The organism is Enterocloster citroniae (genome assembly GCF_040545455.1).
GTDB classification, from domain to species: Bacteria; Bacillota; Clostridia; order Lachnospirales; family Lachnospiraceae; genus Enterocloster; species Enterocloster citroniae.
The window spans coordinates 174,789-190,046 of sequence record NZ_JBEPLZ010000001.1; the positions used below are offsets into that span (position 1 = coordinate 174,789).

Here is a 15,258-nt window from a genome sequence, read left to right on the forward strand (position 1 = left end):
CGGCTGATTTTCCCAGCGCGCACTTATATGCTTAACAGGCTGCAGGCCAGTTGAAAATAAATGATAAGGCTCACCGCATCCACAATGGTGGTAATAAGGGGCGCCGCCATAATAGCCGGGTCCAAATGCACGGCCTGGGCCACAATGGGCAGCACACAGCCGATGGTCTTGGCGATCACCACGGTGGCCAGAAGGCTTAAGACCACGGTGAGGCAGAGCATTTCCCTTCCCGGGAAACGGATGACCAGCTGGATGTAATTGACCAGCCCCAAAAGAACGCCCACGATCACGCCCACCCTGAGTTCCTTCCACAATACCTTGAATATGTCCCTGGCCTCGATCTCCCCCACCGCCATGCCGCGGATGATCATGGTACTGCTCTGGCTGCCCGCGTTGCCGCCTGTGTCTGTCAGCATGGGGATAAAGGTCACCAGCAGGGGAAGCACTGCAAATGCCGCCTCGTACTTGGCCAGTATGCCGCCCGTGATCATGCTGCTCACCATAAGGATCAAAAGCCAGGCCAGCCTGTTCTTTGCCAGGACAAATACCCCTGTCTTCAGGTATGGTTTCTCACTGGGGATCATGGCAGCCATCTTCTCAAAGTCTTCGGTTGCCTCCTGCTCCATCACGTCCACCACGTCATCCACGGTGACGATCCCCACTAGCCGTTCCTCATGATCCACAACCGGAAGGCTTAACAGGTCATATTTGCGGAAGCTCTCGGCCACCTCTTCCTGGTCGTCTGTGGTCACCGCCTTGATCACATGGGTGTCCATGATATTGCCGATGATCTCCTCATAGGGATGCATCAGCAGGTCCTTTACCGTGACCACCCCTTCCAGCCTCCGTTTGGCATCCATCACATAGCAGGTATAGATGGTCTCCTTATCCACCCCATGTTTGCGGATATAGGCAAACGCCTGTTCCACGGTCATGGTCTTCTTAAGGCCCACATACTCGGCTGTCATAATGCTTCCGGCGCTGTTCTCCGGATACTTGAGGAACTGGTTGATCAGCTGTCTGGTACCGGCGGTTGAGTTCTGGAGCACACGCTTCACCACATTGGCAGGAAGCTCCTCCAGCATATCCACCGCATCATCCACAAACAGGTCGTTGACAATGGCGCTGAGCTCATAATCCGTTATGCTGTTGATGATATGCTCCTGGTCCTCCACAGGAAGGTTGGCGAACACATCACTGGCCACTTCCTTTGACAGCATGCGGAACACCACCACTGTCTTCTCTGAATCCAGTTCCTCTATGAAGGAGGCGATATCCACCTCGTTCATCTCCAACAATATCTCTTTTAGTCTGCGGAACTGCCTGGTATCCAACAGCTCCATTAATTCTTTCAAGTCAAAATTCTCCTGCATCTTATTCCTTTCATGAACGGTACAATCCATGAAAGCAGCACACAAAATAGCCATAATTACAGAAACCTTCCGTAATCCATGGCTATCATCATAAACGCATGAGGAGACGCGCAAAGGCGCCCTGTATCAGTCTGTTAACGGCAGTGAAAGCAAAGCGGGACCAAAGCCGCCATAACAGCTCCCACTACCACACGCTTATGATAATTGTCTGCTTCCATCTTACGACTTCGACCTTCCACTTAGGTTCACTTCCTTTCATTGTTTATTTTATTCCGTTATTTAAGCATACCAGCACACCGCCATAAAATCAACCCCAAAATAAGGATTATTTCACCGCTGCCTGATTTTTCTCATACTATAGATTATATTCTCAAATAACAGGAGTGACTCATATGATTGAATCCACCATAGCGCTGACTCCCCTGCACTATGCCTATCTCATAGGCGTCATCGTCATCCTGGCTGTCATGGTCATGAGGCGGGACACGCCGGCTGTCTGTATTGCTTTTCTTTTCATCCTTGGACTGATCGGTCTTAAATCCGTTACCGGAGGGATTATGACCGTGTTCAATGCCATTCTCTATGCCGGAAAGGAATTCATGGAGGTTTTGGCCACCATAGCCCTGGTCACCTCCCTTTCCAAATGCTTAAAGGACCTTGGCAGTGATTATCTGATGATGGTCCCCATGTCCAGAATCATGAAAACCCCCTCCATCACCTGGTGGATCCTGGGTCTGACCATGTTTGTCTTTTCTCTCTTTTTATGGCCCAGCCCCTCGGTGGCGCTGGTAGGCACCATTATGCTTCCCTTTGCAGTAAAGGCCGGACTGAATCCCCTGGCGGCAGCCATGGCCATGAACCTCTTTGGCCACGGATTTGCCTTAAGCTATGACTTTGTCATCCAGGGCGCACCCGCTGTCTCCGCAGGCGCGGCAGGCATTACCACCACAGGCATCCTTCATCAGGCATGGCCTGTGTTCTGGGTTATGGGTATTGTGACGGTGGGAAGCGCATATCTGTTAAACAGGGAGGAAATGGAAGGAAAGGGGCTGCGCCTGTCCATCCAGACCGAGAGCACCGATCCGCCGCAGAACCGAAGGGCCGCTGTGATCATGGCCGTTGTCACCCCCCTGGCATTTGTGGGGGATATTCTTCTGATGCTGGCATTTCAATTAAAGGGCAACAGCGCCACCAGTATGGTATCGGGCACTGCCCTGATCCTCATGTGCCTGGGCGCGCTTTTGGGTTTCGGGAAACAGTCCTTAGAAAAGGTGACCGGGTATGTGACGGACGGTTTTCTCTTTGCCATCCGCATCTTTGCACCAGTGATCATCATTGGCGCTTACTTCTTTCTAGGCGGAGAAGGGATCGCAGCCATCATGGGCCAGGGATTTTCCCACGGGATCATGAACGACTGGGCCATGTGGCTGGCGCAAAATGCCCCCCTGAACAAATACGTGGCCGCCCTGATCCAGATGGCGGTGGGAAGCCTTACGGGACTGGACGGCTCCGGCTTCTCCGGCCTTCCTCTCACCGGTTCCCTGGCCCGCACCTTTGGCTTTGCCACCGGCGCGTCCGTACCTGTTATGGCAGCCCTTGGACAGATCACCGCCATCTTTGTGGGCGGAGGCACCATTGTACCATGGGGCCTTATCCCTGTGGCCGCCATCTGTAACGTAAGCCCCCTGGACCTGGCCAGAAAGAATCTGGTCCCCGTATGCCTGGGCTTTCTGTGTACCTTTATTGCAGCCTGTTTCCTGCTTTAGGCGTGTTCAAAGCACGCTCCGGGCAGTTTATATCTCATAGAACGAGGAGGAACTGATTATGTGCGGAATTGCTGGTTTTTATAACCCCCATGACCATTACCTGAAAGAAAAAATACATTACGAAACCGTTCTGGCCGACATGGCCGGCCGGCAGCGCCACCGGGGGCCGGATGACAGCGGCCTGTATCTGGCGGAACACGGCGGGCTCTCCCATGCCCGCCTGTCTATTATTGATCTGTCCGGCGGCCGCCAGCCCATGGTGAAATCCGGCTCCGGGCAGACCTTTGCCATTGTCTACAACGGAGAGCTCTACAACACGGAGGAACTGCGCCAGGACCTGATCCGCTGCGGCCGCTCCTTTCAGACCTCCAGCGACACCGAGGTCATTCTCACCGGATACATGGAGTACGGTCCGGAGTTTGTAAAGCAGTTAAACGGCATCTTTGCCTTTGCCATCCTGGACACTGCCAAAAACCGGCTGTGCCTGTTCAGAGACAGGTCCGGTGTAAAACCCCTGTTTTACATGGTACAGGGCCAGGAGATCATCTTTGCATCAGAGCCAAAGGGAATCTTTGCCTATCCCGGCATCCGCCCCAGACTGGACAAAAAAGGACTGAACGAAATATTTTCCATCGGCCCTGCAAGGACTTACGGATGCGGCGTATTCAAAGATATGGAAGAGCTGCTGCCAGGACATTTCCTTATCTGTTCCCACAGCGGGCTGCGTCTTAAGAGCTATTGGAAGCTGGAAAGCCATCCCCATGAGGACAGCTATGAAGAAACCGTTGAAAAGACATCCTTCCTGGTACAGGACGCGGTGCGCAGACAGATGGTCTCCGATGTGCCCATCTGTACCTTTCTTTCAGGGGGCGTGGATTCCAGCCTGGTATCCGCAATCTGCGCCGCGCAGCTGAGAAAGCAGGGAAAGAAGCTCACCACCTTCTCCTTTGATTTTGTGGACAATGACAAGTATTTTAAGGCCAATTCCTTCCAGCCCTCCCAGGACCGCCCCTTTGTGGACCGTATGGTACAGTTTCTGGACAGTGACCACCACTACCTGGAATGCGGCAATCTCACCCAGGCCGACCGGCTCTACGACTCTGTTCTGGCCCACGACCTGCCCGCCATGGGGGACATTGATTCCTCCATGCTCCAGTTCTGCTCCATGGTCAAGGAATACAACAAGGTGGCCCTCACCGGCGAGTGCGCGGATGAGATCTTTGGCGGCTATCCCTGGTTTCACAAAAAAGAGTGCTTTGAAGCCCATACGTTCCCCTGGACCATGGACCTAAATGCCAGAAAGATCCTGCTTGACGACAGCTTCCTGGAGTATCTGGACATGGACGATTATGTAAAAAACACTTACGAACGCTCCGTGGCAGAAACCCCTGTCCTGGCCGAGGATACGCCGGTGGAAGCCAGGCGCAGGGAGATCGCCTACCTGAACCTGAGGTGGTTCATGCAGACCCTTCTGAACCGGATGGACCGCGCCAGCATGTATTCAGGCCTGGAAGCCAGGGTTCCTTTTGCGGACCACAGGATCATAGAGTATGTGTGGAACGTACCCTGGGATATGAAGACCAGGGACGGGGTGGTAAAGAACCTGCTCAGGCAGTCGGCAAAGGGACTGCTTCCCGAAGATATCCTCTTCAGGCGCAAGTCCCCTTATCCAAAAACATATGATACTTCCTATGAAAAACTGCTGGCAGGCCGTGTCCGGGAAATGATGTCCGACAGCCATGCGCCCGTGATGCAGTTCCTGGACCGGAAAAAGCTGGAACTGTTCTTGTCCAATCCCGGCGACTACGGCAAACCCTGGTACGGCCAGCTGATGGCAGGCCCCCAGATGATGGCCTATATCCTACAGATCAACTTCTGGATGAAAACCTATGACATTGAACTGGTGGAATGATCCATTCCGGGCATATAGAACACGCACTGGTTTTTTCCCCTGTGCTTTGCCTCATAAACGGCCGCGTCCGCCTTTACAAACAGTGTGTCATAATCCTGTCCGTCCCTGGGGCACACGGCCCCTCCTATGCTGCAGGACAGTTTCATGGGCCCAAGCATTGGGTCCGTAATCCCTCCCACCGCATCACACAGGCGCCTGGCGCATTCCATTCCCTCCTCCTCGGAGACAACGCCTGTAAGGAATGCCACAAACTCATCCCCCCCAACCCTGCCGATCAGATCAGATGAACGCAGGGTATTGCGGAACAGTTCCGCCACCTGGCAGAGCACCTGGTCCCCGCTCCTGTGTCCCATGGTATCATTGACATTCTTGAAATTATCCAGATCCATGAAAAGCAGGACGGCCCGGGGATGGCGGGGGTCATTTAAGAACCGTCCGATCTCCCTGTGGATGGCCTGTCTGTTGAAAAGCCCTGTTAGGGAATCAACCCTGGCATGCTGCAGGGCATCCCGCAGCCGCTCCTTCTGTCTGCACTGCTCCTTGTACTCCTTGGTGATATCGGTCCTCATGAGAAGCACAATGTGGTTGGCCCTGTCATAATATACATACTGAAACCGCTTGCGGAAATACCCCTTCCCGGAGTCCGTCACCCCGTAGGAGACCGTGTGCTCCCCTTCCTTGTCCAGCACGGACAACACATGATCCATCTGCATTTCTTTTCTGACCCGCTCCCTGTCCTCCTTGACCACATATGTATCAATGAAAAAGCCGATCATCCGGCTGTAGCTGCCGGATGAGTCAGGAGGGAACAGGGACGCCCCCTCATTTCTGCGCAGCAGGGTATAGGCATCCTTGGATGCGTCCAGGCAGATGAGATAATCACAATTCCTGTACACATATCGGTCCACAATCTGCTTCAGTACATGGACCTCCCGGTCCTCCTGGCCCAGGTCGATCCCGTAACACAGCATGATGTCCCGGCAGTGTTTTTCCGGTATCAGAAGCACCCGGGTCCAGGTGTAGCCTCCCGTTTTCCTGAGACAGCGAAATTCCAGGTATAAATGCTCTCCTTTTCCGGCAGCTTCCTCCATCCGTTTTTTATTGAATATCCCCAGGAACATCCCGCATTCCTCGGGATGGATCCTCTCCCATGCAAAAGCCTGGAAATCCTCCAGGGTCCGGTTCACACAAAGGCAGCTCTTATCCTTTGTAAAAAAAATGCTCCTGCACTGGCCGGTAGCTATATTGCACTCCACCAGTTCATCAAAAATCCCGGAAAGGGAGCCTGCATATTCTTTTTCCCGTTCCGCGTCCAGCACCATGCGGTTTTGGGGCTTCCTTTCATCCAACTTCCCATCCATGAACCAATTTCTTCCTTTCCTGCAACATTCCCCTGACCCGGCACTGTGATGCATAGGTTTCCATGTATTCGTGCCTGGTATGCAAGTGTATTTTAATTCATAAAATATATGTATCCCATAGTAATTCATAATATGAGAACTGTAGTGTACACTAGTATTGAGGTGAATCACAATGCATGATTACGTTAAAACTTTAGGTACGGTCATCCGCAAAGCCCGGGAAGAACAGGGACTGTCCCAGGCATCCCTGGCTGAAAAGCTGGGAATTGATGTCCGTACCATTATTAATATTGAAAACTTCCGCGGGAATCCTAAGTTCGAGGTTCTCTATCCTTTGGTTACCACTTTGAGGATCCCGGCGGACAGAATATTTTATCCGGGCGCTGAGGCGTTGGGAGACGCCAAACAGCAGCTTCTCTGGGAACTGCACAACTGCAGCGAGGCAGAGGCCAAGGCGCTTCTTCCCGCTGTCCGGTATGTAACGGAACTGATGCGGAGCAAGGCAGCTGATTCCCCGTGATCCTGCTCCCCCAAATTTTCCCGTATACCTTAATTATTTTACTACGAGAACAAAAAAAATACAACAAGATATTCATTAAGGTACATATTTTTCATGTACTGCAATGTATGATCATACAGAAAAACAGCCCGCGGCACCATCTGTTGCGCCGCAGGCTGTTTTTGTTGTTTCCTGTCATCTCACTGATCCGGTATGAAAAACATTGATCATCAATGGGCGATCACGGTTTATTTCATGGACTCCACAATGGCGTCCGCCATTGCTTCCAGCTCAGCCATCTGAACATCCTTTAATGAGGATTTTACAGTTACCGACTGTTCCATGATCGTCATATTCTTCATGGAACCGATGATCTCTCTCATCTGTTTTCCGGAAAGCACGCCCCATGAACCGTTCTCCATGATGGCCACTGTCCTGTTCTGCAGATTGTGGGCCCTCAGGTCTGTGAGGAAATGCTCCATGTTGCTGAAAATACCGCCGTTGTAGGTAACGGACGCGATCACCAGATGGCTGCACCGGAATGCCTCGGAGATCATAATGGAAGGATGGGTGGAGGACACATCATACATGGCAATGTTCCTTACGCCCCGGTCCGCCAGCATGCCTGCCAGAATATTGGCCGCATTCTCCGTGTTGCCGTAAATGCTTCCGTATGCGATCATCACGGCCTTTTCCTCGGGCGCATAGCTGCTCCAGGTCAGATATTTGTTCACATACCACTCGATATCCGTTCTCCACACAGGTCCGTGAAGGGGGCACAGGGTATGGATCTCCAGGGCAGAGGCCTTCTTTAAAAGAGTCTGTACAGACGGGCCGTATTTACCCACAATATTGGTATAATATCTTCTGGCATCATCCAGCCAGTCCCGTTCAAAGTTTACTTCATCAGCAAAGATGTTTCCGTTCATTGCGCCGAATGTGCCGAAGGCATCGGCGGAAAACAGGATCTTGTCCGTGATATCATAGGTCACCATCACCTCGGGCCAGTGCACCATAGGAGCCATGATAAAGGTAAATGTATGTTTTCCCGTGCTCAGGGTATCATTTTCCTTAACAATGACAGCCCTGGAATCAATATCAAAATTATAGAACTGCTTGATAATGGGAACGGTCTTGGCATTGCAAATAACCTGAACCTCGGGATATCTGCGCACGATCTCACCCAGGGTTGCACAGTGATCCGGTTCCATGTGGTTCACCACCACGTAATCCAGATTCCGTCCCTTTAAAAGAGCGTCTATATTCTCAAAGAATTGTTCTGTAATGGCACGGTCCACGGTATCAAACAGAACCGTCTTCTCATCCAGAAGCAGGTATGCGTTATAGGAGATACCCCTGGGAATGGGAAATGCGTTCTCAAACAGGGCCAGTCTGCGGTCCGTACCGCCAACCCAGAACAGGTCATCTTTAATGCGTTTTACACAGTACATATTCAGTCATCCTTTCGTTAAATGATAATCAATGTTTTATTTCGTTTAGAAGTATACTACATTTTACCCAGATTGTCACTGTATTATTTAGTGTACACTTACTGAAGGATGGTCACGTCCTGGCTTAGGACCCTGTAATTCTCCACCGGATTGCCGGTGCAGTCCAGGAAGCGCAGCCTGCCCAGACCTTCCAGGGGTTTTATGTCTGTTATGTAATTATCCCTGACCGTAAGACGTTCCAGTTCCGGCAAAGCCGCGGCAAACTCCAGGCCGGTGAGCATATTGTCGGACAGGCTAAGGCTTTTAAGTCCGGGATAGTTTCCAAGGAAGTCCGTGTGTTCATCCAGGCTTACCTTGTCATAGTCCACGTACACGATCCCTCCCCCGCCGCTGATCTGAACATTTTTATATAACTTGACTCCGTCCATTTCCACCACTTCCAGGTTCCCATTGGGGGAGAGCTTTCCAAAATCCAGTTCACACTCCACCCCGTTCAGATAAAGTTCCCTCAGGGCAGGCATTCCAAACAGGCCCGATATGTCCTCATAGGTAGCCACACCGTTTAGATCCAGTATCTCCAAGGCCGGAATTTTGCTGACAAATCCCCATTTGGTGGTATCCGGAATGCGGGAGCATTTCAGCCTTTTAAGGTTTGTAAGCCCCGCAAAGGCCGAGGTGGCATCGATATCCACCCACTCCAGAACCAGTTCCTCAAGCTCCCCCATGCCTGCCAGATATCCCACCGTATCCATTCCGGATACCGCAAGCTCTTTCAGCCCGCTAAGCCCCCTGAGATCAGGCTGAGGACAGTTATAGGGCACATCCAGACGCAGCTTCGTAAGCCCGGTCAGCCCTGATACGGCGCTCAGGTCCGTCACCTTGCTGCAGTCCTCAACAGCCAGGGACTTAAGAGTGGTATTCCCCTTCAAACTGTCCAGGTTCAGGACCTCGGCCCTTGACAGGGACAATGAGGTCAGAGCAGGCATGCTTTTCACAAAACCTATATCCTTCATGTTTTCAGACTGGACCGACACCTCCTCCAGCCAGGTCATCACGGACAGAACGGAAAAATCCTTTAGTTCATTACAGTATTCCATGGTCAGGGATTTAAGCCCTTTCATGCCGGCCAGGGCTTTGATATCCGTCAGATCCGATCCCCTGACGGTCAGGCGCTCCAGCCCTGTAAAGACTCCCACTCCTTCCAAGTCTTTCAGTCCCGCGCTGACACGCAGATCCTTTAGCTGTCCGGGATCCTCAAAGGCAGCTGCCACCTCCTGCATGCTCTTTCCATAGCAGCTGATGCGCTCCAGCTTTAACCCCTTAATATCTCCGGCGGATACATATCCTGCCACACTGAGGGCTTTAAGCCCCGTAAAACGGGACAATGCCTTCATATCGATCTTTGTCTTGTCCCGGTCAAACTCCAGCCATGTAAGGTCAGCATCCCGGTCCTCCATCGGATCCTCAAAGCTGTATCCGGCCAGGATATGGTCGGAGGAATATTTATGCTCCACCCACCGGATACCTGCCAGGTCCTCATCCGTCAGACTGCCGGCCGGCTTTCCAATGGCAATGGAAGCCATGTCCCCAAACAGGCCCGTAAGCTCGGCCTTTTCCTCCTTTGGTTCCTCCAAAGCCTTTGACTCTGTAACAGCCCCACCGCTTCCGTTTTTTCTTCTGTCTGTCACTGACACGGGCCCGGGCCCCTTGGATCCATCCCACTGTTTTTTTAATCCCGGTCCGAACACCAGCGCCAAGACCACAAGGGCCAGGCCTGTGACAGCTCCTGCCCGTATCCATCCCTCCTTGTCCCGCCCGGAAGGCTTCCCGGATGAGGAAGGCTGCTTTGATCCCCCCGGCGTTTGGGGCACATAATTCATCCTGATCGGCTGGGAGGACAGACGGACATTCCCCTCCCCCTCGTCCTCCAGCACATAGCGGGACCTGCAGTATTCGCACACCGCTATGTGGGGGTTCTTCTCATCCAGTTTCAGTGTTCCGTTGCAGGCAGTGCATTTGAGTTCTGTCAGCTTCATCCCTGTTCTCTCTTTCTGAAAATCATATGTTATATATGTTTTCCATTGTATCACATAAATTGGAAATAGAAAAGAATACACCTGGACCTGAAAGTATTTGAATTATCACATGCATTACGATATACTGTTTTTATCCAGAAACAGGAACGGAGGTGTTCATATTGGATCTGATCAGCCAATTTATAGAGAACTACCGAAAAAAATATACATTCTATGAAAATGCCGGACGTCTGGCTGCCAAACAGCTGGAGACAGCGCTGCAGGCCGCCGGTATCCGTGCCATTGTAACTTCCAGGGCCAAGAACCCGGGAAGGCTGAGAAACAAAGCCATTTTGAGGAATTCAGAGCGGGAAACCCCATACAGGAGCATGAAGGAAATTTATGATGATATGTTTGACCTGGCAGGAGTGCGCGTATCCCTTTACTTCCCCGGCGACCGGGACAAGGCAGGCGCCCTGATCAACGATCTGTTTACGGTCCTGGAAAACAAGCAGTTCCCGGAACAGTCCAAACCGCCCACCTACAACAAGCGTTTTTCCGGCTATTGGGCCAACCATTACAGGATCCACATCAGCGAGGGATCCGTTGTTCCTGCCCAGAAAAAATACACTTCTGTCCGGGTGGAGATACAGGTGGCTTCCGTGCTCATGCACGCCTGGTCCGAGGTGGAGCACGACCTGATCTACAAACCGCTCCAGGGCGCCCTGTCCGATGAGGAGCTTTCTATCCTGGACGAGCTGAACGGGCTGGTACTCACAGGTGAGATTGCCCTGGAACGCCTTCAGAGTGCCGGAAATGAGCGGATCAAGAATAAAGACACCACCTTCAGCAGCCAGTACGACCTGGCCTCCTACCTTTACAACTATATGAGCAATCACCTGAAGCAGGAGGACATTGAGCTGCGCCTGGGAAACATAGAACTGCTGTTTAAGCTTTTGAGCAAGCTGAAGATCGTTAAAGTAAAAGATATCGAGCCCATATTAAAATCAGTAAAATTTGAAAAAGACCGCCGCAACATTTCCCAGCAGATCATTGACCAGATCATCACGGGCAATGAAAAGCGCTACCATATATATCAGGATCTGCGGACCGGCAATGAAAATGCGGATCCCAAATCCCTAAAAGCCATTGACTATTTCTTCGGCCAGTGGGTTCCGCTGGAGAACCTTCTCAACAAAGCGGCCTGCCGCAATGTTCCCAAATCATACGGCGCCTTTAACATCAATACGCTGAGGCGGATGAACGTGCTTGACAAGGATCTTTCCAACAAAGTGGGCGCGCTGCGCAGGACCAGGAACGTGCTGATCCATGACATTGAGACGCCGGATGTGGAGGAACTGATGCATCAGGGGGATGAGATCCACGAAGTATACCAGGCCCTGGCCCACCGCCTTGTAAAGGGCGATGCTAAGACGGAAACTCATACGATAAAGGAGGGGGATGCCTCCTCCTGATCCCTGATATGACCGCGCAGTATGGTAAGCCCCTGTTTCAGCTCCTCATCACTTTTCGCTGAACAGGTGGCAACCCGCACCGCATTTGCTTTTACTTGGTTTCCCACGGAGAACCGCTCGGCGCCGAATACACTGACTCCCAGGCGTGCCAACTCAGCCTCGCACAATCTTCCGGTGCAGTGCACGGGAAGTTCCAGCCATTGATAGTATGATTCCATGCAGGCCGGTCTGTCCGGAAAATAGGAAACATATATCCCATTGCGCCTGAGGGCGGATCTCTGCTTCTTCTGTATAATCTTACATGCCAGGCCGCTTCGGATGATCTCGGCCGCAATCTCCATGTTTAAAGAAGATATCTTCAGGTTCTGGCTGAAGATCCCCTGCTCCATGGGATTGATATATGATTCCGGGACATACAGGTACGCGATTCTCAGTCCGGGACACAGAGGCTTGGACAGCCCGCTGACATAAATGCAGTTTCCGGGGGCCTCCAGGGTAACCGGGATGTATGGGGTTTCCAAGAGAGAGGCATAGTTGTCATCCTCAATTCCCATCAGATCCATTTTCCTGATGATCCCGCCAATCTCCGTTTTTCGTGCATCCGACCATGCAATATTGGTGGGGTTGCTTCCCGCCGGCATCATGTAAACGCCTTTGATGTTCTGCAGGGCACAGGCGCTTTCCAACTGGTCGGGCCGCATTCCCTCCCTGTCGTTTTCAATGGGGACCAGCTGCAGATACAGCTGATTGGCCAGGCTGATGAAATTGGGATACGTATAGGTATCCACCGCAATACGGTCCCCTGCTTCAAACAGGGATGACAATATGGTGGCAAGGGCGTTCTGGGCCCCTGCTGCAATGATGGTATTGTGCTCGCCCGCATCCAGCCCGAACCGCGACAGCCACCGGGCGCCGGCCAGGATCTGTCCCCTGTCCCCCAATGGATGGGAATATTCAAACAGCTGCTCTGAAAAGGGTTTTTTTAAGATCTCAACGGTCAGATCCCTGATGGCGGCATTGGATTCATAAAAGGGATGGATCAGAGCCATCTCAATCCTTGGAGCAGTGCTCTTTTCCACCGTTGAGGTGGACACATTTGCATAGGGGGTCACAAAGGTTCCTCTTCCTGTCACTGCGTGGATCAGCCCGCGCATTTCACAGAGTTTGTATGCTTTTGTTATGGTACTCAGATTCAGATCCAGAAAATCGGCCAGCTCCCTCTGAGGAGGCAGCTTCGTATTGGCGGACAGTTTCCCGCTTTTAATATCCCTCTCCATCATATCCGCAAGACAATAATAGATGGGATAGGTCAGTTCCTGTTTATCCGGCGCCCAGGACATGGGGTAATCACTAAATGAATTGACTGGCATGGCTATCTCCTTTTTGATGCCATTATATCACCCAAATTGTACCTTTAAAATACTATTCTTGTATGGCATACAATTATAGCATATAAATACGGCATTTCATTATAACATGTATTTATAGCATGTGATCATAAGAAAAAGCGGGGGATACCTGACATATGGTTACGGCACCCCCGCCTTATTAGTTTATTTCTTCTCCTGAGGACCTGCGTGCTTGTGCTCGGAAAGCGGCATCACATGCATATTGCCCCTTTGCTCATTCTCCGCCCAGAAGATGTCGTCCGCCATCTTCGCCTCCGGATTAAATTCCACGCCTTCAAAGATATGCTTTACAAACTCCTTGTAGCCCACCCGGTCAATGAGGTGTCCGCCGTGGAGATACTCCGGCTTGTAATCCAGGGCCCATGCGGAGAACTTCTGCCAGTTGGAGAACATGCCCAGGATCACGTCCTCTGTCACCCAGTTTAGGAACAGCTTTCCTGCCCTTGGGTTCTGCTTGCCTGTTCTGCCTCCCAGGGTAACCCGGTAAAGCTTCTTGGTCCCTCTTGTCCAGGCTCCGGTGGGACAGATCAGGGAACATTCCCCGCAGCCCACGCAGCAGCAGGCATCCTTGTCAACCTTGCCGTTCTTGTTCAGGCTCAGGACCCCGGTGGCATGGTGTTTGCAGGCATCCACGCAGGAACCGCAGCCAATGCACCGGTCAATATCATAGTCCTGCTTGTTTACGCCCATGATGCCAAAGTCATTGAAGTTGGCCTTAACACAGTCATTGGGACATCCGGCCACTGCCACCTTGATGTGGTAATGGGACGGAAATATGATCTTCTCAATTTTCCTGGCCAGCTCGTATGTATTGATATTTCCCTTGATGCAGTGGGCGTTTCCAATACAGGACATCACGTTCCTGGCTCCGATGGTGGGATAGCCGTAATCATTAACCTCCATGTCCACATCGCACATCTCCACATCCACATCATGGATATAGCCTTTGAGAAACTTGTTCACTGCTTCGATGTTCTCGTATTTGATCCCAGGCACATCCAGGGTCTGCCTGGTACCCATATGAAATGTTCCGTTGCCGTAGCGCTCACAAAGTTCCTGCACCATGGACAGGTGCCTTGCCTCTATCATGGCTCCGGGCACACGCATCTGAAGCATAAACTCTCCTGCCACCTTGGACTGCCTGAAACAGTTGATCCTCACCTTTTTAATATCTATATCGTGATTCATTCCTTGCCACCCCTCTCTTAGTCAACCAGATACTTGGCCTGGGTATAGTTAAAAACAGGCCCGTCCAGACATACGTACACCTCATCGATCCGGCAGTGTCCGCATTTGCCCACAGCGCAGGACATCTTGCGCTCAAAGGACATCCAGATCTTCTCCTCAGGCACTCCCTGCTTCAGGACCTCAAAGCCGGTAAACTTCATCATTGGCGGCGGCCCCACCACCACTACTGCATAATCCTCCCCCAGATCCTTAAAGGGGATACGGGACACGAATTCAGTTACAAAGCCGGTCTCCCATCCATCCTTGCGGTCTTTGTCAAGGGCATAGATGGTGTCAAAGCGCCTGCTCCACCGCTCCAGGTCGCCCTTAAAGATAATGCCCTCCTCATTCTTAAATCCGCTGATCAGATGCACGCTTTTCACAAGGTCAGGGTTGTCGTAGAACATATTCAGCATGCTCTTAACCGGGGCAAGACCGGTCCCCCCCGTAATCACCACCATGTGCTTTCCCTTAAACTGGTCAATCGGCCAGCCCTTGCCATAGGCTCCGCGCAGGAACAGGATATCCCCTGCCTTTTTCTCAAATATCACATCTGTCACCTTGCCCACGGAACGGATGGTAAAATCCATATAGCCTTCCCCAAAGGAACTCACCGAGATGGGCGCTTCCCCGATCTTGGGTATGGAAAGCTGGAGGAACTGTCCGTGCTCCGGCTTGATGTCTGTCTCTACTCTATATGTATACTCGTGAAGGCTCTCACGCTTAACTTCCAATATCTTACATGCCACAGGCTTTACAATATTTTCCAT

General features: G+C 51.8%; 11 protein-coding genes. 4 read left to right on the forward strand and 7 right to left on the reverse strand.

The genetic code is table 11. The features are described from left to right. Window positions 1–23 precede the first annotated feature (23 nt). Window positions 24–1,373: a magnesium transporter gene (gene mgtE, locus ABID13_RS00820; protein WP_007863795.1), complete on the reverse strand. Its 1,350-nt coding sequence runs from the start codon at window positions 1,371–1,373 to the stop codon at window positions 24–26. A 392-nt stretch (window positions 1,374–1,765) separates the two neighbouring features. Between mgtE and ABID13_RS00825 the strand changes: the two genes are divergently transcribed. Together ABID13_RS00825 and asnB are read left to right on the forward strand one after the other, a co-directional pair. After that, entirely contained in the window at window positions 1,766–3,139 is a 1,374-nt protein-coding gene (locus ABID13_RS00825; RefSeq protein ID WP_045093330.1) for a hypothetical protein, read from the forward strand. Between the two features lie 58 nt (window positions 3,140–3,197). Continuing rightward, entirely contained in the window at window positions 3,198–5,051 is a 1,854-nt protein-coding gene (gene asnB, locus ABID13_RS00830) for an asparagine synthase (glutamine-hydrolyzing) (RefSeq protein WP_048930636.1), read from the forward strand. Here the strand turns inward: asnB and ABID13_RS00835 are convergent. Then, complete coding sequence (locus ABID13_RS00835; RefSeq protein WP_048930635.1) at window positions 5,027–6,412, reverse strand: sensor domain-containing diguanylate cyclase; 1,386 nt, start codon at window positions 6,410–6,412, stop codon at window positions 5,027–5,029. The two genes, asnB and ABID13_RS00835, sit on opposite strands and share 25 nt — an antisense overlap. 172 nt (window positions 6,413–6,584) lie before the next feature. Between ABID13_RS00835 and ABID13_RS00840 the strand changes: the two genes are divergently transcribed. Next, window positions 6,585–6,932, forward strand: a complete 348-nt coding sequence (locus tag ABID13_RS00840) for a helix-turn-helix transcriptional regulator (protein WP_007863788.1) — start codon at window positions 6,585–6,587, stop codon at window positions 6,930–6,932. A 227-nt stretch (window positions 6,933–7,159) separates the two neighbouring features. On the opposite strand, the gene ABID13_RS00845 is transcribed toward ABID13_RS00840, so the two are convergent. Both ABID13_RS00845 and ABID13_RS00850 read right to left on the reverse strand, forming a co-directional pair. Continuing rightward, entirely contained in the window at window positions 7,160–8,362 is a 1,203-nt protein-coding gene (locus ABID13_RS00845; RefSeq protein ID WP_048930634.1) for an FprA family A-type flavoprotein, read from the reverse strand. A gap of 98 nt (window positions 8,363–8,460) precedes the next feature. Beyond that, a complete protein-coding gene (locus tag ABID13_RS00850) occupies window positions 8,461–10,398 on the reverse strand; it encodes a leucine-rich repeat domain-containing protein (RefSeq protein ID WP_048930633.1) in 1,938 nt (645 codons plus the stop codon). 161 nt (window positions 10,399–10,559) lie between these two features. Here ABID13_RS00850 and ABID13_RS00855 point away from each other — a divergent pair, with 161 nt between their 5' ends. Beyond that, on the forward strand, window positions 10,560–11,852 hold the full coding sequence (locus ABID13_RS00855; protein WP_007863785.1) for a RelA/SpoT domain-containing protein: 1,293 nt from the start codon (window positions 10,560–10,562) through the stop codon (window positions 11,850–11,852). Here ABID13_RS00855 and ABID13_RS00860 read toward each other — a convergent pair. The 3 genes from ABID13_RS00860 to asrB form a co-directional block, all read right to left on the reverse strand. After that, window positions 11,819–13,222: an aminotransferase-like domain-containing protein gene (locus ABID13_RS00860; protein ID WP_007863784.1), complete on the reverse strand. Its 1,404-nt coding sequence runs from the start codon at window positions 13,220–13,222 to the stop codon at window positions 11,819–11,821. The genes ABID13_RS00855 and ABID13_RS00860 overlap by 34 nt on opposite strands. 183 nt (window positions 13,223–13,405) lie before the next feature. After that, window positions 13,406–14,449 carry a sulfite reductase subunit C gene (gene asrC / locus ABID13_RS00865; RefSeq protein WP_007863783.1) on the reverse strand — a complete coding sequence of 348 codons (1,044 nt, stop codon included), beginning with the start codon at window positions 14,447–14,449 and terminating at the stop codon, window positions 13,406–13,408. Between the two features lie 17 nt (window positions 14,450–14,466). After that, on the reverse strand, window positions 14,467–15,258 hold the full coding sequence (asrB, locus tag ABID13_RS00870; RefSeq protein WP_007863782.1) for an anaerobic sulfite reductase subunit AsrB: 792 nt from the start codon (window positions 15,256–15,258) through the stop codon (window positions 14,467–14,469).